The 23,026-nt window shown below is 49.4% G+C and carries 18 protein-coding genes; 9 read left to right on the top strand and 9 right to left on the bottom strand.

Annotated elements, in window-relative coordinates; all coding sequences use genetic code 11:
• Positions 1-243 precede the first annotated feature (243 nt).
• Positions 244-1,749, bottom strand: a complete 1,506-nt coding sequence (tnpC, locus tag ACOCLE_RS23090; protein ID WP_419532963.1) for an IS66 family transposase — start codon at positions 1,747-1,749, stop codon at positions 244-246.
• A gap of 94 nt (positions 1,750-1,843) precedes the next feature.
• Between tnpC and ACOCLE_RS23085 the strand changes: the two genes are divergently transcribed.
• Together ACOCLE_RS23085 and ACOCLE_RS23080 are read left to right on the top strand one after the other, a co-directional pair.
• Complete coding sequence (locus ACOCLE_RS23085) at positions 1,844-2,413, top strand: antibiotic biosynthesis monooxygenase (RefSeq protein WP_419534426.1); 570 nt, start codon at positions 1,844-1,846, stop codon at positions 2,411-2,413.
• A 211-nt stretch (positions 2,414-2,624) separates the two neighbouring features.
• Positions 2,625-3,137: a hypothetical protein gene (locus ACOCLE_RS23080; RefSeq protein WP_419534425.1), complete on the top strand. Its 513-nt coding sequence runs from the start codon at positions 2,625-2,627 to the stop codon at positions 3,135-3,137.
• 39 nt (positions 3,138-3,176) lie between these two features.
• Here ACOCLE_RS23080 and ACOCLE_RS23075 read toward each other — a convergent pair whose 3' ends face one another.
• From ACOCLE_RS23075 to ACOCLE_RS23045, 7 genes are all read right to left on the bottom strand, one after another.
• Positions 3,177-3,944 (bottom strand): GntR family transcriptional regulator, encoded by a 768-nt coding sequence (locus tag ACOCLE_RS23075; protein WP_419534424.1) that lies wholly within the window; start codon positions 3,942-3,944, stop codon positions 3,177-3,179.
• An 84-nt stretch (positions 3,945-4,028) separates the two neighbouring features.
• Complete coding sequence (locus ACOCLE_RS23070; RefSeq protein ID WP_419534423.1) at positions 4,029-4,652, bottom strand: bifunctional 4-hydroxy-2-oxoglutarate aldolase/2-dehydro-3-deoxy-phosphogluconate aldolase; 624 nt, start codon at positions 4,650-4,652, stop codon at positions 4,029-4,031.
• The gene (locus ACOCLE_RS23065) at positions 4,646-5,554 is read right to left on the bottom strand and encodes a sugar kinase (protein ID WP_419534422.1); all 909 of its coding nucleotides are present in this window, start codon (positions 5,552-5,554) and stop codon (positions 4,646-4,648) included. Before ACOCLE_RS23065 ends, ACOCLE_RS23070 begins: the two co-directional genes overlap by 7 nt.
• A 44-nt stretch (positions 5,555-5,598) precedes the next feature.
• Entirely contained in the window at positions 5,599-6,795 is a 1,197-nt protein-coding gene (uxuA, locus tag ACOCLE_RS23060) for a mannonate dehydratase (protein ID WP_419534421.1), read from the bottom strand.
• A 66-nt stretch (positions 6,796-6,861) separates the two neighbouring features.
• Entirely contained in the window at positions 6,862-8,340 is a 1,479-nt protein-coding gene (locus tag ACOCLE_RS23055) for a mannitol dehydrogenase family protein (RefSeq protein WP_419534420.1), read from the bottom strand.
• Between the two features lie 11 nt (positions 8,341-8,351).
• Entirely contained in the window at positions 8,352-9,773 is a 1,422-nt protein-coding gene (gene uxaC, locus ACOCLE_RS23050; protein WP_419534419.1) for a glucuronate isomerase, read from the bottom strand.
• Between the two features lie 189 nt (positions 9,774-9,962).
• Positions 9,963-10,943 carry a TRAP transporter substrate-binding protein gene (locus ACOCLE_RS23045; RefSeq protein WP_020583226.1) on the bottom strand — a complete coding sequence of 327 codons (981 nt, stop codon included), beginning with the start codon at positions 10,941-10,943 and terminating at the stop codon, positions 9,963-9,965.
• 357 nt (positions 10,944-11,300) lie between these two features.
• On the opposite strand from ACOCLE_RS23045, the gene ACOCLE_RS23040 reads away from it, so the two are divergent.
• The 4 genes from ACOCLE_RS23040 to ACOCLE_RS23025 all read left to right on the top strand — a co-directional run bounded on the left by ACOCLE_RS23040 (position 11,301) and on the right by ACOCLE_RS23025 (position 16,237).
• Complete coding sequence (locus ACOCLE_RS23040; RefSeq protein WP_020583227.1) at positions 11,301-11,783, top strand: TRAP transporter small permease; 483 nt, start codon at positions 11,301-11,303, stop codon at positions 11,781-11,783.
• A gap of 120 nt (positions 11,784-11,903) precedes the next feature.
• Positions 11,904-13,202 (top strand): TRAP transporter large permease, encoded by a 1,299-nt coding sequence (locus tag ACOCLE_RS23035; protein WP_419534418.1) that lies wholly within the window; start codon positions 11,904-11,906, stop codon positions 13,200-13,202.
• Positions 13,203-13,438: 236 nt separating this feature from the next.
• Positions 13,439-15,544 (top strand): glycoside hydrolase family 3 N-terminal domain-containing protein, encoded by a 2,106-nt coding sequence (locus ACOCLE_RS23030; RefSeq protein WP_419534417.1) that lies wholly within the window; start codon positions 13,439-13,441, stop codon positions 15,542-15,544.
• Between the two features lie 174 nt (positions 15,545-15,718).
• Positions 15,719-16,237, top strand: coding sequence for a YgjV family protein (locus ACOCLE_RS23025; protein ID WP_419534416.1), 519 nt, complete (start codon positions 15,719-15,721; stop codon positions 16,235-16,237).
• 86 nt (positions 16,238-16,323) lie between these two features.
• Here the strand turns inward: ACOCLE_RS23025 and ACOCLE_RS23020 are convergent, their stop codons facing one another.
• Complete coding sequence (locus ACOCLE_RS23020; RefSeq protein WP_419534415.1) at positions 16,324-17,814, bottom strand: mannitol dehydrogenase family protein; 1,491 nt, start codon at positions 17,812-17,814, stop codon at positions 16,324-16,326.
• 588 nt (positions 17,815-18,402) lie between these two features.
• On the opposite strand from ACOCLE_RS23020, the gene ACOCLE_RS23015 reads away from it, so the two are divergent.
• The 3 genes from ACOCLE_RS23015 (at position 18,403) to ACOCLE_RS23005 (ending at position 22,971) form a co-directional block, all read left to right on the top strand.
• Entirely contained in the window at positions 18,403-19,773 is a 1,371-nt protein-coding gene (locus ACOCLE_RS23015; protein WP_419534414.1) for an MFS transporter, read from the top strand.
• A gap of 37 nt (positions 19,774-19,810) precedes the next feature.
• Positions 19,811-21,628, top strand: a complete 1,818-nt coding sequence (gene uidA / locus ACOCLE_RS23010) for a beta-glucuronidase (RefSeq protein ID WP_419534413.1) — start codon at positions 19,811-19,813, stop codon at positions 21,626-21,628.
• A 263-nt stretch (positions 21,629-21,891) separates the two neighbouring features.
• Positions 21,892-22,971 carry an endonuclease/exonuclease/phosphatase family protein gene (locus tag ACOCLE_RS23005; protein WP_419534412.1) on the top strand — a complete coding sequence of 360 codons (1,080 nt, stop codon included), beginning with the start codon at positions 21,892-21,894 and terminating at the stop codon, positions 22,969-22,971.
• Positions 22,972-23,026: the final 55 nt, after the last annotated feature.

Raw genomic sequence — 23,026 nt, 5'->3', positions numbered from 1 at the left:
CGTTGTGATGGAATTGGAGGGTTGTTTTTTGATACGACAGTCCGGGGCTTAAGATTGGTAAACTCTGATTTCTGTCATAGCCGTTCCTGCGCAAATAGCAACGGCCTATCAATGCTGTTCTCTACGATGCAAGTTATTGAGCCATCAGCTACAGAGGTAGCTTTATTAGACTCAATAATTGCTCAGCCCTCTGATGAGGGTTGAAAAACTGCAACTTTTTCCCATTTAATAATTATGTGGTAACTATTCAGCACCCAGCAAAGGCGTATTGTTGTAATTTCGAACCGCTTTAAGAAGCGCCTGAAATATGTTCAACCCCTGCTTTTTAGCAGATGATAAATAGCTTCGGATTCGGGTAAACATGGTACCTCCGTCTTCGCTTCTGAAGCAGCCTGAGATCTTCTGCTTAAGTTTGGCCATCCTGGCATCACGTTCACTGCCATTGTTATCGAAGGGAATTGAAAAGTCCGACATGAAGCGCAACGTTTCAACCTTAAACTCAATAAGCCTTTTGAACAGGTTGTAGGCCTTGGTATTCCTGACCTTCTTACGTCCAAGCACCTGTCGTTGTTTTTCCATATAAGCGGTTTCCTTCGTGAGAGCCCTTTGAAGGATTTGGTCGTATATCGTCTCAATGCGAAGCTGTATTGCACCAGGCATTTGAGTCAGACCGGCTGCTTTGTATTTCTTGCAGAAGTGCCAGGAGAGCGTAAGCAATTTCATCAGCCGCAGAGCCAGCTTATTCGCATCCCTATCGACAACTCCCTGAAGCTCTCTCAGATGATGGGCATTACAAAGCACATGCACTGCCGCATAGGCAAAGTAGGACTTCCAATGATCGTGAACCAGAATGCCTGCAAAAGTCAGCAGGATGCCCATTGCATCCATTGCTTCACAACCTCGCCTTTCTGAGAGGTAGTAAAGCGTCCATTGGTCATCTCGCATAATGTGTAACCACCACAGTGAACCGTCAACCCGCATGCCAGTTTCATCCGCTCCTGCAACCGGACTTTCTTGTAAAGCATCGCGGATACTCTGCTCAGTAGAGGCCAGGTTCTCATGGGTATAGGCAACAAAATTGGCAACAGAGCCTGCGCTGACACTCATGCAATAAATAGTATTGAAATACTCAGACACCCGGTGATATGGGATGAAGTGATACTGGTTTAAATGAACAGCCATTGCCTGAGTCACTTCTCCGTATTGAGCAGCGGCTTTCACTCCTTGGGGAAACTCAGCGGTGTTCCGTTTACCACAAGGACATACTTTAACGTCTGCCCAGTACGCGGTAACTTCAAATTCTCCGGGTCTACCTGGATCAAAAACCTGTCGCTCAATGTATTTGGTGGGTTTAATATCGATAAGCGAAGACTGGCAACAGCAACATTTTTCAACCTTCAGATGCCTGACATAATCGGGTAAGGCGACACGTCTCAAACAAGAGCCTTGATGACCTTTCTGGCCACCTGGTTTATTGCCTGAAGATGGTCTAAGGCTTTTGGGGTTCGGTGTTTCCTGTGAGGAGCAGGGGGCTTCTTTGGAAGATGTATCACCTTTATCACTCCCTTTTTTACTGGGCTTTTGATAACCATCTGACGATGGTGGCTTACTACTGTTTTGACTGTTTTTATTAACCCTTTCTTCCAGTTCGCTGCAACGTTCCCGTAAAAGCGCATTCTCGGTCCGAAGCTCTTCATTCTCTTTAAGGAGAGCTTCGGTAAACGGAGTAGCTGGGAAGTCTGGTTCCATACTGGAGATTTGTTAGAAAAATTGAGTATAAGATGATGGTCGAAAAATCAGAAAATTCCAGATTTATATGAAGGGTGCTGAATAGTTACATTATGTGTTTAGTGAGAGGAAGCTGATGACTGCAAACCCGGATCCGGTCACCCTGATGATTGCCAATACCATAAGGCCCGGCAAGCTGGAGGAGTACCGAATCTGGGTAAAAGGTATCAGTGATGCCGCCAGAAAGTTTGACGGCTATGAAGGAACCCAGTTCATCAAGCCCCCAACCGAAGATGATCATACCGTTCATGCCATGATTCGTTTTCGGGATCATGTATCACTGTCTGCCTGGGAAGAGTCCGAAATTCGTCAGCAATGGCTTGATAAGCTCCCTGAACTGGTCGAATCGAGACAGGCAGAGAAGATTGAAGGCATCGAATTCTGGTTTGAACCACCGAATACCCCTCTGCAGAAGCCGCCTAAATATCGCATGGCCCTGGTAACGCTGCTGGCAATTTATCCACAGATTCTGTTCATCCCTCCCCTTATATCCATGCTGTTACCGGATGATGTGCCCCGCTTCCTGGCCATTCTGGTGAGCTGCATGTGTACCGTATTGCTGATGACCTGGGCAGTCATGCCCGCCATGACCAAAATTTTCTCATTCTGGTTATTTCGGAAATAGCCGATAAAACGGTATCAACGGGATCTGTTTAAATAGCAGGCTATATTTTTCTGGCTACTTGGACGGGTGCTATAAAAGGCAAAATGCAGGGGCATCCCCGTAGCGGTATAACTGGATTTGTAGTGCGGCAGAATGCCTGAACAAAACAAGGAGTCAAAATATCTGACTTCATATAACTTGCTGCTTATCTCTGATTCAGGGTTAATAATTCATGGAAAAGGACAGTCCCGACAAAGGATCTAGCCAACAAAACAATCAGACAACTTCCGGGATAAAGAAGCGGAATATCATCTCACAGCAGGATGTAAAGCGGACGTTGCTATCCAGTGCAGAATTCCCCCGTCCAGAAGTAAAGCCTCTTGCAGAGCGATTGGTCAGCCAGAAACCGGCTACCCTGAAAGAGGCACTGAAACCACTGAAAGAAGGCGTAAATTACGCTTCTGACCTTATTCATCGCCTTAAGGATGCTCACCCTTCAGTTAAGCGGGAAAAACGACAACACGCTAACCGTATCAAAGACACCATTCACCTATTGGAGGGGTTACAGAAAGCCCTTGAGAAAGAGACAAAAGACCTGTTTAACGGACATAACGAAGTAGAGATGGGTATGCAAGACGAGACGTCAGAAGACCATGCCCTCTATATGGAGTCATCAGCGTTACTGAACACACTTAAATCTTATATTCAAACATTAGAGAAGATGAAATCGACATCTGTTGAATAGACAATTCATCTTACCTATTCAACAGACATTCAAGATACATCAAACAACTGCAGGACTACGGTCAAACAAAAAGCGGTCAAAAGAATCTTCTGTTTTGTCAGATACACGCAGCAGGGTGGTTTTCACATTTTCCAGATGCTGCCACATGGCATTTCGCGCGGCCTCAGGATTTTTACAGGACAGGGCATGAATGATTTTATCGTGATCATCAACCCACTCTTCCAGATAATCCACATCATCAATCCACTCATGCAGGCGCTTCCACATGGGGCTTTTTCTGCGGATCTCCCAAAGCTGTTGGGTTAGTGCCACCAGCACACTGTTCTGAGTGGCCTCAGCCACCGCCATATGAAACAGCTCATCCCCTTTGCCGGTGTTCACCCCCTGGCTCAACTCCTGCTTTTCCAACTCAAGCGCCGAACGCATATTCTGGAGGTTGGTTTTATTCAGCTGAGTGGCGGCAAAAGAGGCAATATGACTTTCAATTAACTGCCGGGCCTGGAGTAACTCAAATGGACCGACATCGTTAAAAGCCGCAGTTTCATTTTCGGAAGCTGTGGCCGCATTCTGGGTATTTTCACTGGCAATAACGTGTATACCGGACCCTTTGCGCACTTCAATCAGCCCTTCCAGCTCAAGCATGATCAATGCTTCACGGACAATCGTACGGCTGACATTCAGCATTTCCGCAATATCACGTTCAGCAGGCAAGCGGCTACCTACTTCGTAGACACCATCAACAATCTGCTGACGGATATCACGACCAATCTTCTGATATAACCGCTTGGGTTCTGCCAGGCCCAGCATTTACTTTCTCCAACTTGATTTGTAAACAGGGTAACCACCAGAAGCAGTAAGATCGATTTTCTCTAACTTACTGCTCTAATGTGGCTAGCCCAGAGTAACCTCTTTGGCTAACCGGGTAATTTCAGCCCAGTTAGCACGCTCCACGGCTGATTTCGGTACTAACCAGGAACCACCTACACACTCAACATTGCCCAGAGCCAGGTAGTCCCGATAATTATCCTGACCAATGCCACCGGTTGGACAAAAGCTGACCTGAGGAAATGGGCCGGCCAGTGATTTTAACATAGACTGGCCACCAACAACCTCAGCAGGGAATAACTTCAGGACATTAAAGCCAAAGCCCATGGCCTGCATGACATCCGATGCAGAGGATACGCCCGGCAGCAGCAAAATGTTTTGATCACGGGCAGTTTCCAGCAGTTCAGCAGTGGCACCCGGTGTAATCACAAAATCAGCACCCGCCTGGTGAACCGTCTGTAACTGCTCGATATTGATTACCGTGCCAGCGCCGACCAGACAGTCCGGCATATTGCTTTTGATCAGCTCAATAGCAGCAACGGCACAATCAGAACGGAGGGTGATCTCAAATACAGAAATGCCACCGTCGTACAGCGCCTGTGCCATTGGCAGCGCCTGTTCAATGGTTTCAATGACCATCACCGGCATGACCGGGTAGGCCCGCTTTAATACATCCTGTGCTGTCAGCATGATGTTTCTATTTCCAATAACTGTGAAGTCACTGCTTCGGGAATGATCGCCCCTTTATACTGAATCACCGTCCCTGCCAGCTTATGCGCAAACGCTGCAGCAGCTTCAGGGGAGTCACCCAGCATGCGACGGGCCAGATAACCACCATTAAAGGAGTCACCGGCGGAAGTGGTATCAATAACCTCACTGACGGGTGTCGTTGGTACATAAACCGTGTTCTGGTTATGTACAATCGTACATCCCTCACTGCCCTGCTTGATGACCACTTCACCAACGGATGACAGTCGGGTCAGTGTTTGAGAGACGGACTGGTCATGAAACAGTGCCTGCTCATCTTCAAAGGTCACCAGCGCAATATCCGTCAGCACCAGAAACTCCAGGGTAACCGCCTGTGCTTCTGCCTTTGATTTCCAGAGCCTTGGGCGGTAGTTACTGTCATAAGCCACTCTGGCACCCCGTGCACGAGCGCGAATCAGAACCTGCTTGAGCAGCGAGCGACTATGATCATCCAGAATCGCCAGGCTGATGCCGGAAAGATAATAAAGGTCAAAGGACTCGGCCAGCTCTACAATCTGCTGCTCTTCCAGGCCATGACTGAACAGTGACCTGGCTGCAGAGTCATTGCGCCAGTAGCTGAAACTGCGTTCACCGTACTGGTCCAGCTCAATGGAGTACAGACCGGGCAACTTGTCCGCCAGCCGAACAACCCATTGGCTATTGATGTTTTCACTCTGGAAGAAATCAATCATTCGATCACTGAAGTGGTCATTACCCACCGCAGTGATATAACTGGTATCAATGAACTTGCCGGCAGTACGGATGGCATAGATTGCAGTATTCAGGGTATCCCCGGCAAAGGCCTGTTTATACAGGCCCCGGTCCGCAGGAGACAACTCCACCATACATTCGCCTATGCATGCCAGGCGAGGGAGGCTCCGGGTTGTCATTACAGGCTCCGCTCAATACCCATCATCAGACCCCGCAGTTCTGCCAGACCACGCATACGGCCAATGCAGGAATAACCGGGGTTGGTCTGCTTGGCAAGGTCATCCAGCATCTGGTGACCGTGATCCGGACGCATGGGAATCAGACAGTCTACCCGCCCTTCTTCCTGACGACGACGCTGTTCCATAATCAGTGCACGCGTCACGTCGTACAGGTTAGCCATGCCTTCCAGATGATTGGCTTCATAGAAACTGCCATCGTCTTCACGCTCAACACTGCGCAGGTGCACAAAATGAATGCGACTGCCCAGCCTTTCGACCATACCCGGCAGGTCATTGTCTTCCCTTGGACTGAGCGAACCAGTACAGAAGGTAATGCCGTTATAAATGCTATCCACCGCCTGAGTAATACGAATGAAATCGTCTTCGGTACTGGCAATACGTGGCAGGCCCAGAATAGCCCAGGGTGGATCATCCGGATGAATGCACAGGCGCACACCGGCCTGTTCAGCCGCAGGAACCACTTCACGCAGGAAAGAAAACAGATTCTGGCGCAGCCCTTCCGCATCGATATGGGCATAGCTGTCCAGTGCCTGCTGGAACTGCTCCAGCGTATAACCTTCTTCAGCACCCGGCAGGCCTGCAATCAGGTTTTTGGTCAAACGGGTGATGTCATCTTCCGTCATGGTTGCAAAGCGTTCTTTAGCCTTGGCCTGATCGTCTTCACTGTAATCAACCTCTGCACCAGGACGCTTGAGAACGTAGAGTTCAAAAGCTGCAAACTCATATCGGTCAAAACGAAGCGCTCGACTACCGTCTTTCACTTCGTAGGAAAGATCGGTGCGTGTCCAGTCCAGAACCGGCATAAAGTTGTAGCAGACAACATCAACACCGCAGGCACCCAGGTTCAGCAACGTAGTGCAATAGTTTTTAAGGTGACGCTCATAGTCTCCGGTGCGCTTCTTGATATCTTCTGATACCGGTACACTTTCTACCACTGACCAGCGCAGGCCGGTTGAGCGGCCTTTTTCTTCGTCCCACTCGATTTCACGCTTACGCTTTTCGATCTCTTCAACGGTCCACACTTCACCATTAGCAATGTGGTGCAGAGCGGAAACAATACCGGTTGCACCGGTCTGCATGATGTCACGAATGGTTACCGGGTCTTTGGGTCCGTACCAGCGCCAAGTCTGTTCCATGATGTAATCCTCTCAACGTGCCTCTATCCTGTTTCACTGTTCGCGGACAGAGGCAAAATATGTCGTTTAAATAGTTTCAGCCAGCAGAGCGACCGCCTGTTTGGCACCCTGCTCACGAATGGTGTTGTAGGCGTGGGTTACCGCTTCTACAAAACGCTCATTCGCCGCAAGGGAAGGATCGAACACTGCATCCAGTGACAGGAAAGCCTTCACCAGCTGCGCAGGCTCGCCCTGATGCTCAATGGCAACGGCCTTCAGCTGTTCAGCCATCGGATCACGGACGTCAATTGCATTGCCCTGCTCATCCGTGCCAGAGACGTAGTGCATCCAGCCACCAATACCCAGTGCAATGGCAGCAAATGCCTTCTCTTCCGCCAGCAGTGTTCTTGCGGCGTTCAACCAGCGCTGTGGTACCTTCTGGGATCCATCCATGGCAATCTGCCAGGTTCTGTGTTTCAGGCCCGGGTTGGTAAAGCGCTCAATCAGTTTCTCGGCGTAGCTGGCAAAATCAGTGGGTTCTGGCATTTCCAGGGTGACTGCCGCTTCGTTGTTCATGTAGTGACGGGTCACTTTCACGAACCGTTCATCCTGCATGCAGGCATCAATGGTTTCATAACCGGCAAGGTAGCCAAGGTAAGCCAGAATGGAGTGGCTGCCATTGAGCATGCGCAGCTTCATCTCTTCGTAAGGCTGTACATCGGATACGAACATCGCGCCGTCTACCTTGTCCCACTCAGGACGCCCCATGGTGAAGTGATCTTCAATCACCCATTGGCGGTAGGCTTCGGTCACAATGGCACCTTTGTCTTCAACGCCCAGGTAAGACTGGACATCGGCAAAACTTTCTTCCGTCATGGCCGGTACAATGCGGTCAACCATGGTGCATGGGAAGGCCACTTCTTCACGAATCCAGACTGCCAGCTCTGTATCCATCGCTTCTGCCATCTGAATGACCGCAGCACGCGCACGTTTGCCGTTGTCCGGCACGTTGTCACAACTTAATACCGTGAATGGCAGCATGCCCTTTGCCTTGCGCTGTCCCAGTGCGGCAACAATCAACCCCAGCGCCGTCTTTGGGTTTCGAGTGTTTTCCAGATCATGAGCAATCAGAGCGTTATCGACCATCAGTTCACCGGTGGCCGGGTTCAGGCAGTAGCCCTTTTCGGTAATCGTCAGAGAGACAATACGTGTGGTCTCTGCAGACATAATGTCCAGCAATGGTCTGCGGTCGTCTTCTACGGCCAGTGACTGAGCAATGGCAGCAGCCAGTTTTACCGTACGGGAACCGTCCGGATTCATCTCGGTCACGGTATAAGCGTTATCCTGCGCCTGCAGTTCCTGAACCAGCTCCTGACCACCGAAAATATTGGCAGCACAGATTCCCCAGTGAAATTCACCGGTGGCAGCAATGGTTTCATGGGTGTACAGCGCCTGGTGAGCACGATGAAAAGCCCCCAGGCCAATATGCACAATACCTGCGGTCAGCTCAGTGCCGTCATAGCCCCTGGCAACCATTTTTTCACTATGATACTGCTTACTAATCATTTGTTTTCCGCTCACAATCTGTAGGCTTTTTTGGCCAGTCCACTGGTCAGTTCATGGGCCAGGTCAAAGGCTTCTTCTTCGGTTATACGGTGCTCACAAACCAGAGATGCCAGGAAGTTACAGTCCACACGACGGGCAACATCGTGACGGGCCGGAATACTCAGAAATGCACGGGTATCGTCGTTAAAGCCAACAGTGTTATAGAAACCGGCGGTTTCGGTCACCATTCGACGGTAACGCATCATCCCTTCAGGGCTGTCATGGAACCACCAGGCAGGACCGAGCTTCAGTGCAGGGTAATGACCAGCCAGCGGTGCCAGTTCACGGGCATACACATCCTCATCAAGGGTGAAGAGAATGATGGTCAGATTCGGGTCATTGCCCACTTCATTCAGCAGCGGACGAAGGTTGTGAACAAATTCGGTTTTCAGCGGAATGTCGGCACCTTTATCAGCACCAAATCGTGTGAAGAGTGACTGGTTATGGTTGCGGAACACGCCACAGTGAACCTGCATCACCAGACCATCCTCCTGAGACATACGGGCCATTTCCACCAGCATATGTCCACGGAACTGATCGGCTTCCTGTCCAGTAATGGTGCCTGCCAGTGCCTTGCTCAGCAGGTTCTGACACACCTCATCCGTCAACACTGTGGTATAAGGCGTCGGGAAGCTGTGATCGGTTGCGGTTGCACCTGTGCTTTTGAAGAAGGCACGACGCGTGCGCAGTGCATTGAGATAGTTTGCCCAGTTGTGGATATCTTCACCGGTCTGCTCAGCCAGAAGTTTCATATGTGCAGTAAAGTCTGGATGATCAGGATCCGTTACCGAGTCAGGACGGAACGTAGTGATAACCCGTCCTTTCCAGCCACTGTCGTTAATGCGGAGGTGGCTGTCCAGCGTGTCGACTGCGGTCTCCGTAGTCGCCAGAACGTCAATATTGAACCGTTCATAGAGACTGCGTGGCAGGAAAGCGTCCGTTTTCAGCTGGGCATCAATATGTTCATAAATAGACTGGGCAGTTTTACTGTTCAGAGGCTGATCAACACACAGCACTTCTGTCATGGCATGATCCATCCACATACGGCTTGGGGTACCACGGAACAGGTGATAATTATCCGCAAAAACCTGCCACGCTTTACGCGGGTCCTGCTCTACCTCAACCATTGAGTCTCTGGCAGGAATGCCCAGACTCTCCAGAGCGATGCCCTGGCTGTAGAGCATACGAAAGGCATAGTGATCAGGCTGAAGCAGCAGAGCTGCTGGATTACCAAATGGCTTATTGTCGGCAAACCAGGACGGGTCAGTATGACCGTGCGGGCTGACAATAGGCAGTTGTCTTATTTCCTGATACAGGGCACGAGCTACGCTGCGAATGCTGCTATCAGCATCAAAAAGGCGGTCGGGGTGTAACGAATAGGCTTGGGACGACATAATGGCTGCTGACTGATCGATGGGTTAATGACGAACATATCTCTGCAAACCTGTTATACCAAAATCAGGAAAATTGGATCAACCTATTTTCATAGAATGATGATAAGATTTTGATTTAGCGCAGTTTTGCAAACGCCATAAAAAAAGGGCCACCAAATAGCGGCCCTTTTTTCAATGTAAGAGAGCGAATCAAGCGCCCGCTTTGCGGATTTCTTCAACAATGGCAGACAGCTCTGCATTGTTTTTCTTCAGTTCTACGTACATCGGCTCAACAGATTTTACGAAAGGTGTCTTGTCGATAGACATAAAGGTAACACCCATCTTTTCTTCTGCGTATTTGCGATTCTTGTCTTCTGCCTCAGCCCACAGGTCTTTCATCTCCATGGAAGATTCAAGAGCCGCCTGCTTCAGAGCTTTCTGTTCGTCAGCACTCAGCTTGTCCCAGGAAATTTTGCTGATGACCAGTACGTCGGGAATCATGGCGTGTTCGCTGAAGCTGAACTGCTTGGCCACTTCACCATGACGGCTGGTCACAAAGGAGGTGATGTTGTTTTCTGCAGAATCCACAACACCCTGGTCCAGTGCGGTATACAGTTCACCGTATGCCAGAGGGGTTGGGGATGCACCCATATGCTGAACCATGCTGACCGCTGTCGGGCTTGGCTGAACACGTACTTTCATGCCTTTGAGGTCCGCAGGGGACTGAATCGGCTTCGCTGCGTAGAAGTTACGGGAACCGGCATCGTAATACGTCAGACCAATAAAGCCTTTATCTTCAGAAGAGGCCAGGATTTTTTCACCGATTTCACCCATGGTCACCTGATAGAAGTGGTCTCTATCCCGGAACAGGTAAGGCATATTGAATGCAGAGTAGGTGGACTCAAAGGACTCTAGCTCACTGGCATTGGACTTGACCATGTCCAGAGCGCCAATCTGCAGCAGCTCTGTAGACTCACGCTGTGTACCCAGGGTGGCATCAGGATAGATGCGGACCTTCAGGGAACCACCGCTGAGCTCTTTGGCACGCTTGGCCATGAACTGCATAGCTTCATGCACCGGGTGATTCCGGTCATGGTTATGACTCAACTTCAGGGTAGCGGCAGATACAGAAGCACTGCAGGCCAGTACGGCGGTAGCGACGATACTACTAACCAGCTTATTGATTGCCATTTGAGATAACCTTTTTGCTGTTTTTAAGAAATGGGGCAAAGCAGTTGTTATACCAATGAGTGGTAGGCTATCTCAGTCGGACCATCCAATAAAAGACAGAAGTTGTAAATCTCTGTGATATTTTCCAATAGGTTGACCAATATCAAATAAACCGGGATGACTTGCCACACAAGGAGCCCCGCGCACAAAAATACAGCAATACACTGAAATAAAAGAGCCTTTCTGCAATACCCATCTCTTTGATCTGCATCAACAAGACGACAGTAACTCTCTCCTATCATAGCGCCACACTCAATATTGGTCAGACCAGTTTGCCTTATCCCGGGCAAGTGGACAGGAAACAGGTAGAAAGCTGTCATGCAAGCTCTCATTAATGTTGTAAACAGGTCATTAGCAGGCCTGGTGATTCTATTATCGTGCTCGTTGGTTGCCTGCGTGGTATGGCAGGTGTTAAGTCGATACCTGTTGGGTGATCCAAGCACCATCACCGATGAACTTGCCCGATACCTTTTCATGTGGACCGGCCTGATCGGTGCGGCCTACACTTCCGGCCAGAAAAAACACCTCGCTATTGACCTGCTGACCATGAACCTGACCGGTACACGCAAACGCATCTCCGAGCTGTTCATTGAAGCCACTACCATCCTGTTCGCTTCGGTCATCATGATTTACGGCGGCGGCAAACTGTTCCTGAAAGTACTCGCCATGGGGCAGGTATCTCCAGCACTCGGTATGCCTATGGGCCTTGTCTATCTGGCGATCCCAGTATCTGGCGCACTGATTCTTTTTTACAGCGTTCTCAGCATCATGAATCTCCTCCGTGGCACGGCTGATGCCTGATGGATGAACAACTCTGAATCGTATTAAGCAGCTTTTCAGCGTCTCATCACGCTGGCCCTGATCACTGAACAATGCGGGTATCAAGAGTCCCGGCATTATCATAAAAACTGGAGAAACATCGTGGATTGGCTTTCAATACTTGCCCTGTTTGGCACCTTCGCCGTCCTGCTGGCATTAGGTGTGCCCATCTCTTTTGCTATTGCCCTGTCCAGCCTTGCATCCATACTGCTGGCACTGCCTTTTGAACCTGCCATTGCCGTTATTGCCCAGAAGATGGCAACCGGTCTTGATAACTTTGCCCTGCTGGCCATTCCTTTCTTTATTCTGGCGGGCAACATTATGAATAATGGCGGTATCGCATCCCGTCTTATCAACTTTGCCCAGATTCTTACCGGCCGCCTGCCAGGGTCTCTGGCCCACTGTAACGTAATGGCCAATATGCTGTTTGGTGCCATCTCCGGTTCTGCGGTGGCTTCTGCGGCGGCCATTGGAGGTGTAATGTCGCCTATTCAGAAGAGCAAGGGCTACGATCCGGCTTATTCTTCAGCAGTGAATATTGCCTCCTGTCCAACGGGTCTGCTGATTCCCCCCAGTAACACCCTAATCGTTTACTCTCTGGTCAGTGGCGGTACTTCCATTGCAGCCCTGTTCCTGGCCGGTTACCTGCCAGGTATCCTGATGGGACTCGGCATCATGACCGTTGCCGGCATTATTGCCAAGCGTCGTGGTTACCCGGTAGAAGCCCGTCCTACTTTCCGACAGTTTCTGAAAGTCACCTGGGAAGCGGTACCAAGCCTGTTCCTGGTATTCCTGATCATGGGTGGCATTATTGGTGGTATCTTCACTGCAACAGAAGCTTCAGGTATTGCGGTCGTCTATACGCTGGTACTGGCCATTTTCTTTTATAAAGAAGTGTCATTGAAAGACCTGCCAAAAATCATTCTGGACTCTGCCATCACCACCGCCATCGTCCTTCTGCTGATCGGTGCTTCCATGGGCATGTCCTGGGCCATGACCAATGCTGACATTCCTTATATGGTGTCTGATGCACTGCTGGCACTGTCGGATAACCCAACCGTCATCATGCTGACCATCACCCTGATCCTGCTGCTAGTGGGTACCTTTATGGACATGACACCGGCCATGCTGATTTTTACCCCAATCCTGCTGCCAGTAGCGCTGGAGCTGGGCATTGATCCAATTCACTTCGGCATCATGATGACCTTCAACCTCTGTATCGGTATCTGTACACCACCGGTAGGCAGCGCTCTGTTTGTGGGCTGTTCGGTCAGTGGCGTCCAGATTTCTGATGCCATTAAAAACATCCTGCCTTTCTATGCAGTGCTCTTTATCACCCTGCTGCTGGTTACCTTCATTCCAGACATCAGCCTGATACTGCCACGCATGTTTGGCTTCTAATTATTGTCATTGACTGCAGGATCTCCTTTGGGAGGTTCTGCAATCAATTAGCGATGAATATGATCAACGTCAGTTAATTAATCAAAAAGGTACTCATTAAATAAAGTACGTATCCATAACAATAAAAATCAAATCAGCTCCAAAACAGATTAATCAAAAAAGAAAGCACAGTCGTTTTTTATTCAATTTTTGAAATCCGTTAAAAACCAAAGCAAGTCGATTAACCGGGGGAAAACATGAAACACACTCTTTTAAGAGTTGCGCCTTTGGCATTCGCCATTGCGCTGGCCGGCTGTGATTCTGACAGCAATGATGACAACAGCCAGAGCTTTACCCAACCGGCAATATCCACTCAAACGAAACCATTACTCTCTGTATCCGGCTATTCCTTTAAAGACTCTAATAACAATGGCACTCTGGAACCTTATGAAGACTGGCGGCTCTCAAGTACGGAGCGGGCAGAAGATCTGACCAGTCGAATGACACTGGAAGAGAAATCAGGGATGTTGCTGATTGATACATTAAATGCCGACTTTGGTGGTGATGTATCAAACCTGGCCTATCAATACATTGAACAGGAGAAAATGACCCGTTTCATTTTCCGCAACGCGATTGTCGATAACCCACAGCCCAGTGACGGAAATGGCAGTCCAATGGCGGGGGCTCAGATTACCGCCAGAGAAGCTGCCGAGTTTATGAACCAGGTACAACAGCTGGCAGAAGAAACACGACTGGGTATTCCTTTACTGTTCAAATCCAACGCCCGAAACCATATTGACCCTGATGCCAGAGCCGGAATTAACGTCTCCGCAGGTTCATTCTCCAGCTGGCCAAAAGAGGCTGGTCTTGCGGCAACTGGCGATATGGAATTAATCAAAGAGTTTGCGGAAACCATGCGTTCTGAATGGACGGCAGTGGGTATTCGCAGCATGTATGGTTACATGATGGATCTCGCCACTGAACCCCGCTGGTACCGTGTGCATGAAACCTTTACGGAAGACGCGGTCCTGGCCTCAAACATTCTTTACTCCATTGTTGAAGGCCTCCAGGGTAAACGCCTGGATAAAGACAGTGTAGCCCTGACCATCAAGCACTTCCCTGGCGGTGGCCCACAGGAAGGTGGTGCTGATCCCCATTATGATTTTGGCAAAAACCAGATCTATCCTGCCGGCATGTTTGACTACCATATGAAACCTTTCAAGGCTGCGATTGATGCTGGCGCCACCTCCATCATGCCTTACTACGGTATTCCAGTTGATCAGGGTTATGGCATTCAACTGGAAGGCGAAGATCAGCCGAGAGACGTCGGCATGGCCTTTTCAAAAGGGATAGTTTCCGACCTGCTGCGGGGTGAACTGGGCTTCACCGGATACGTCAATTCTGATACTGGCATTATTGGTGACCGGGCCTGGGGACTTGAAGACCTGACCGTTGAAGAACAGATTGTTCTCTCAATTGATGCAGGTACAGATGTCCTGTCAGGCTTCCATGAAAATGCCACCATCAAAGGACTGGTTGACAAGATGCTGGTTGCTGAAGAACGGATAGACCTTTCCGTTAAGCGTCTGCTGAAAGAACAGTTCGAACTTGGCCTTTTCGAGAACCCCTATGTTGATCCAGACCATGCTGAAACACTGATTGCCAGCAAGGAGCTTCAGAAGAAAGCCGACCTTGCCCAGCGAAAGTCCATTGTTCTTCTGCAAAACCAGAATCAAACGCTGCCATTGCCGGAACCAGTTGCAACCCCAACCACGCTTTACACCATGGGAATGGATGCAGCTGTCGCTGGTGACCCACAGTGGGGCTTTAGCGTAATTGATGGCAGCTATGATGCTGAACAAAGTGAGCAGAGACCCGCAGCAAACAGCGCTGACTATGCACTGATCCGTGTCAGTGTCAGCAATGAAGGTGCCGACCCGAACCTGTATTTTGGAGGCGCGAACCCGGATGAACTGGACTACCTAGCATTCTCGGATATGGTTGGCAAACATTCCTGGAAAATCTCTCCCAGCCTTGCTGATATTCAAGCGGTCATGAATGAAGTAGGCGCTGAGAACACCATCCTCTCCATCTACTTCCGCTACCCGTTTGTTCTGGATGATGCCAGCGGCATGAAAAATGCCGGAGCGATTCTCGCCACCTATGGCGTAACGGATCCTGCGATTATGGATGTTGTCTCAGGACAGTTTAATCCTCAGGGCAAACTGCCAATATCTCTGGCAAACAATGCGCGTGCCATTGTTGACCAGGCACCGGATGCTCCGGGATATGCTGAAGAAGATACCCTGTTCCCATTCGGCCATGGCTTAAGTTATGAAGCCAACGCTGAAACGAGTCATTGATACCCCTTAATGAGAGAAGCCTTATGGCTTCTCTTATCTTCGTAGAAATACCACGTATTCAATCGATAAACCCTGCCTGCATAATAAACGACAATTAACATTTAATTATTAGTATTCCATCAGCCTGACATTGCCCTGCAAACCAACAAGCTGATCATTCAAAGAGAAACAGTGATGTTTATTGCCCAACTTGTTGGTGGATTCGCCTTCCTGATCGGCATCATGGCCTTCTGGCAAAAAGATGACGTGAAGTTCCGCTATCAAATGACTGGCTACTGCTTTGTGATGGCACTGCACTTTTTTCTGATGGGTGCGACAGTGGCTGCAATAGGTGCGGTTATTAATGGCCTGCGCAGCTATGCATCAGTTAAGAGTCAATCAAAAGTCCTGATGGCCATTTTCATCGCCCTGCTTATCGGCCTTACCTTTCCCAATGTTGAGCAGTGGTATGAGATACCTACCATTGTTGGTTCAGCCATTGCCACCTGGGCCCTGTTTTCCACAAGAGGCATTCCACTACGATCGCTGATACTGTTGAACTCCTGCTGCTGGCTCGTTCACAACCTGTTAACCGGGTCCATTGGCGGCAGCCTGATTGAAGCGACATTTGTGGTTACTAACAGCATTACCATCTATCAATTGTTCAAGACTCAAACATCAACAGGTTTGCATGGAGTTGAACCTGGAAAGTAGTCATTCATGGTTATTTCCAGGTGAACAAACCATCACACTGCCTCCATCCGGTTTCACTGTTTACGGAAGGAGGCAAAATATGTCGTTTAAATAGTTTCAGCCAGCAGAGCGACCGCCTGTTTGGCACCCTGCTCACGAATGGTGTTGTAGGCGTGGGTTACCGCTTCTACAAAACGCTCATTCGCCGCAAGGGAAGGATCGAACACTGCATCCAGTGACAGGAAAGCCTTCACCAGCTGCGCAGGCTCGCCCTGATGCTCAATGGCAACGGCCTTCAGCTGTTCAGCCATCGGATCACGGACGTCAATTGCATTGCCCTGCTCATCCGTGCCAGAGACGTAGTGCATCCAGCCACCAATACCCAGTGCAATGGCAGCAAATGCCTTCTCTTCCGCCAGCAGTGTTCTTGCGGCGTTCAACCAGCGCTGTGGTACCTTCTGGGATCCATCCATGGCAATCTGCCAGGTTCTGTGTTTCAGGCCCGGGTTGGTAAAGCGCTCAATCAGTTTCTCGGCGTAGCTGGCAAAATCAGTGGGTTCTGGCATTTCCAGGGTGACTGCTGCTTCATTGTTCATGTAGTGACGGGTCACTTTCACAAACTGTTCATCCTGCATGCAGGCATCAATGGTTTCATAACCGGCAAGATAGCCAAGGTAAGCCAGAATGGAGTGACTGCCATTGAGCATGCGCAGCTTCATCTCTTCGTAAGGCTGTACATCGGATACGAACATCGCGCCGTCTACCTTGTCCCACTCAGGACGCCCCATGGTGAAGTGATCTTCAATCACCCACTGGCGGTAGGCTTCGGTCACAATGGCACCTTTGTCTTCAACGCCCAGGTAAGACTGGACATCGGCAAAGCTTTCTTCCGTCATGGCCGGTACGATGCGGTCAACCATGGTGCATGGGAAGGCCACTTCTTCACGAATCCAGGCTGCAAGCTCTGCATCCATCGCTTCTGCCATCTGAATGACCGCTGCCCGCGCACGTTTGCCGTTGTCCGGCACGTTGTCACAGCTTAATACCGTGAATGGCAGCATGCCCTTTGCCTTGCGCTGCACCAGTGCGGCAACAATCAACCCCAGCGCCGTCTTTGGGTTTCGAGTGTTTTCCAGGTCATGGGCAATCAGAGCGTTATCGACCATCAGTTCACCGGTGGCCGGGTTCAGGCAGTAACCTTTTTCGGTAATGGTGAGAGAGACAATGCGTGTGGTCTCTGCAGACATAATGTCCAGCAGTGGTCTTCGGTCGTCTTTTGCTGCCAGCGATCGGATAAGGGCTGTTACCAGTTTCACAGTCCGGGAACCATCCGGGTTGATCTCAGTAACGGTGTAAACGTTGCCCTGAGCCTGCAGTTCCTGAGCCAGCGGCGGATTACTATTAATACTGGCAGCACAGATTCCCCAGTGGAATTCACCGGTAGCAGCAATGGTTTCATGAGTATAGAGTGCCTGATGAGCACGATGAAAAGCCCCGAGGCCAATATGAACAATACCGGTCGTCAGCTCGGCACAGTCATAGTCCCTGGCCGCTATTTTTTTGATCTGGTTCTCGAATAGAGAAAGCTTATTAGTCATTTCATTCACTTCGGCTTTCAACAGGTTCGCAAACATTATGCGCCTGATGATCTTTTTATTTTCACCACAGAGATAACCAGTGTATCTCTTTTTCGTAAATGTAAGTTCAGTGACATTACAATAATACTTACCATCGGCCTGCTTCACAGGACACGAACTACACAGCAAACACTGTTATTCGAATTAAAAGACAGTCGATGCTTAAAAAACAATTTCAGGAAAACATTATGGCTACTGATTGACCTCTAACCTGACCATAAATACATCACTCGAAATCTGTTATACCAAAAAGCGCAAAAATTGATCAACGACAAGTGAAGTATTATTACCTGCAATATTTGACTTAAGCGTTTTTTTCTTTAAAAATCCTACAAAAAAAGATAAAAAATAGCCACAGCATCAACAAAGACCAACAACAAAATTGGTCAAACCAAAGCAATATAAAACTATAAAAACAATGAATTGGTTGGTCATCTTGAGAACCAAGAGCGTTATATCCATCTCCTTTGGGTATATAACCAGACTGCTCAGAACGGGTCTGAAGTTCTGCTTATCCGAGATGCAGTTCGATGTCAGGGGACACACTCAATGGCAAAAATACTAACAATAGCCAACAGGGTCGGTTACGGGCTTGGGGATCTTGCCAATACACTGTCGTTTGGTATGACCGCTGGATTTCTTCTGGTTTACTACACGGATGTGCTGGGTATTTCTGCTGCTGCGGCTGGCACTCTTTTCCTGGTGGCCAGAATCTGGGATGCAATCAATGACCCGATGATGGGCACACTGTGCGATAAGCTTTTCCAGAAAAATAACGGAACGGGCGATAAATTTCGGCCATTTCTCCTGAAAGGAAGCTGGTTACTGCTGGTCTCCAGCATACTCGTATTCTGGGCTCCTGAGGGACTTTCAGATACCCAGAAACTCATCTGGGCTTATGTAACCTATATCACCTGGGGTATGTGTTACACCTTCATCAATATTCCCTATGGTTCACTCGCTACCGTCATGACCCAGGATCCCGCTGAGCGTTCATCACTGGCTGGGGCACGAGCCATGGGAGGGGTTATTGGAGCTGTAGCCCCCAACCTGGTGGTCCCCCTCTTTCTCTCAATTTTTGCTGACGCTATGGGGCAGGCTTACCTGTACAGCATTGCGTTACTGGGTGGCATTGCTCTACTTTGCCACCTTGTCGCCTATCGTTTTACTGAAGAGCACATCAAATACACACCCACAGCACAGACAAGCAGCCCACTCAGTTTTGCCGAAACACTCCGCACAATGAGTAAAAACAAGCCATTTATCTGTGTCAGCATTGCTTCCATGCTGATATTGACCGCCATGATGGGACAGGGCTCCATCTCTTATTATTATGTCTCTCAAAATCTGGATGGAGCGGTCTGGATCATCAGTGTGACAGCCATTTTCCAGGTCGCTGCCATCATTATTCTTGGCTCAGTCATCGGTAAGCTCACCACTCGCTTTGGTACCAAAAAAATCATGGTCAGCGCATTTTCCGGTGTTGCCATTGCCTCAGTAATTGCTTTCCTGCTACCCACATCGATTGCCGGCCTGTTTGTTTTCTACGCGATTGGCACCCCGGCTTTCATGCTCACCCATATCCTGGTCTGGGCCAATGTTGCTGACTGCATTGATTATAACTACGAGATTTCCGGCCAGCGCCAGGAAGGGCTGATCTACTCATCTTACTCATTCATGCGCAAAATGGGGCAGGCCATTGCCGGTTTTATTGCCGGCATGGGCTTGAGTGTCATTGGCTATGATGCAGCCCTGGAAATACAGAAGGACAGCACTCTTATGGGCATCAAGGCCATCATGTTCCTGATGCCCGCCGTATGTGCTGCCATCTGCGTGCTTCTCTACAAAAGCATGTGGACCCTTGACTCCTCCAGCAAAGCAGGAGGTCAAGAAACCAGTGCAGAGCCGGAAGTCGTTTAATAAACAACAATAAAATCCGTTTCACCAGGAGTAGACCATGACAGCATTTCTTTACCCACATGAAACCAGAACCCGTCGCATTGTCGATATCAGTGGCATCTGGAAATTCCGGCTCGACAACAATAATGAAGGTCGTGCCAATGGCTGGAAAGATGGCCTGACCGATACCACTCTGATGGCAGTTCCTTCCAGCTACAACGACATTACGACAGAGAAAGCCCTGCGCGACCATTGTGGCGATGTCTGGTATGAAACCGAGTTCTATGTTGCTGAAGAGTGGCAGATGCGTGATGTATTTGTTCGTTTCGGCAGTGCTACTCATCGAGCCACCGTATACGTAAACGGTGAAGAAGTGGTCAGTCATGACGGTGGCTATATGCCATTCGCCGGAAAGCTGAATGATGTCGTTCAGTTTGGCGAAAAAAACAAAATGGTGGTTGTCGTCAATAATGAACTCAGCCATTCCACCATTCCGGCAGGCACCATTGTTAAACATGCCAACGGTACCCGCGAGATCAAACCATTTTTTGATTTCTTCAACTACGCCGGTATTCATCGTGCCGTTAAACTGATGGCCCTGCCAACAAGCCGGATCGAAGATATCACGGTGCTGACCGACTTTGACCAGGATCTGGGCAAGGTGGATTACCAGATCAGCGCCCTGGGGCAAGGTGATGTCACCGTGGAGCTGCTGGATGAAGAAGGAAAAACCGTAGCGACCAGTGAAGGCAATGAAGGCGTTTTGGAAATCGACAACGTCAATCTCTGGCAACCAGGTAATGCTTACCTGTACACCCTGCAGGCCAGCCTGAGCGACGATGGCCAGCTGATCGACCAGTACCCACTGGAGGTTGGCGTACGTACCGTTAAAGTAGAGGGCACAAAATTCCTGATTAATAACGAGCCTTTTTACTTCAAGGGCTTTGGCAAGCACGAAGACTCCGCAATCCGCGGCCGTGGCTACGACGCCGCTCTGAACCTGCGGGATATGGAACTGCTGGAATGGATCGGAGCCAACTCCATCCGCACTTCTCACTACCCCTACTCTGAAGAGTTTATGCAACTGGCTGACCGCAAAGGTCTGGTGGTTATCAATGAAACACCGGCCGTTGGCCAGTTTGATGTCATGATGAACTTTATGTCTGCCGCAACAGGTGGTCAGTCCCAGTCCAACTTCTTTGATCGTCCGGATGTTCAAACCCAGGGGATGGAAGCTCATAAACACGCCATTGCGGAGTTATTCAAACGTGACAAGAACCATGCCTGTGTCGTGATGTGGGCACTGTCAAACGAGCCAGACACTTCTCAGGAAGCATCGGAGCCTTACTTCAAAGAGATTTTCTCCTACGCCCGTGAGCTGGACCCACAAAACCGTCCACTGACACTGGTCAACTTTATGATGGCCCCGTACGGTACCTGCCGCGCTCACCAGTACGTCGATGTTATCTGCCTGAATCGGTACTATGGCTGGTATATGATGGGTGGCCTGGAAATGGACAACGCCGGAAATATGTTTGCCATGGAGCTGCAGGGCTGGTCGAACGAGGGCAAGCCTATAGTAATCACCGAGTACGGTGCCGACACTATGGCCGGCATGCATAAACTGCCCAGCGTACAATGGTCTGAGGAGTATCAATGCGAGTACCTGGATCAGCAGCATATGGCCTTTGATGGCTGTCCCGCAGTAGTCGGGGAGCAGATGTGGAACTTTGCTGACTTCCAGACCTGGGAAGGTATTATGCGTGTAGATGGGAACAAAAAAGGTGCTTTCACCCGAGACCGTCAGCCCAAGATGTCAGCCCATCACCTGAAGCGTCGCTGGGATAAAATTGACAGCTTCGGTTACAAAGAATGAGCATTGACGCACTCTGACAGCAGGCAATACCAGGAAAATGGCCAGGCTGTACTGTCCATGGTCTTCCTTACCAATCGTTCCCACGACTCCCCGTGGGAACTTATTCTCTGCAATTCCATTGCGATCGCTGACACTTTTTAACTATTTCTACTTTTCCCTTGAAACACCGCATTAATATCCCGAATAATAAAAGCTGAATATTATTCATATTTCCGGTTTCATGCCATTGGCGTCACCGGTTCCTGGGGAAGTGGGGAAATGAGATGAAGACCAGTAGCGTGCTCTATCACCTTGTAACGGCAGTAATGCTTTTGTTTCCACTGCACCTGATGGCTCAAGGGGGAAACCAGCCGGTGAAGCAGTTAAAAGTCCTGCAGTTCAACATCTGGCAGGAAGGTACCGAAGTTAAGGGCGGATATGACGCCATCATTGATGAGATCGTGCGATCCGATGCGGACCTGATCGCATTAAGTGAAGTTCGCAATTACTGGTTTCGAAACCTTCACACCCGGCTGGTTAACTCTCTGAAGGAAAAAGGCTACCAATATTACGGTGAAAAGAGTGAGGACACAGGCTTACTGTCCCGCTATCCGATCATTGAGCAGACCGCCCTGTACCCTGTGAGCTTTAACCACGGTTCAATTACCAAAGCCAAAATAAAGGTCGATGGTCATACAGTAGCGTTTTACTCTGCTCACCTGGATTGGAAAAACTGCAGCTTATACCTTCCCCGGGGTTATCACAGCAGTAACTGGCGACAGCTGGATGCCCCCGTTGTGAACATCGATGACATTCTCAAGGACAACAAAAAATCCAAGCGGGACGAAGCGATACAGGCTTTCATCACTGACGCCAATAAAGAAAGAAGCGAAGGCAATCTGGTCATACTGGGGGGTGACTTTAATGAGCCCTCTCATCTGGACTGGGTTTCCACTACCCGAAACCTTTACGATCATCAGGGGCTGGTTATTCAATGGCCAACAACCCTCAGTCTTGAAGCAGCGGGTTTTCAGGACGCCTATCGAGAACAATACCCTGATCCGGTTTCTCACCCCGGTTTTACTTTTCCATCGGACAATCCCGCCGTGAAAGTCAGCAAGCTGGCCTGGGCACCAAAAGCGGATGAACGGGATCGCATTGACTTTATTTTCTATGACCCGTCACACAACCTGTCACTGAAAGATATTGTCATTATTGGCCCCAGCCGTTCCATTGTCAGGAACCAACGGGTAGAGGAAATGAGTGAAGATCCTTTTATAGCTCCAGTGAATATCTGGCCCACGGATCACAAAGCGCTGTTAGCGACCTTTTCTATGCCTGTTATAACAGCAGAAAAGCCTTAAAAGACAGTTATACGATAACTATTGTTTAAAATGTGCCGGCTAATCAGGCAGACAT

This window comes from Endozoicomonas sp., assembly GCF_965196975.1.
Lineage (GTDB): Bacteria > Pseudomonadota > Gammaproteobacteria > Pseudomonadales > Endozoicomonadaceae > Endozoicomonas.
Note: the sequence above shows the minus strand (reverse complement) of the source record. Positions and strands in the feature narration are given on the sequence as shown.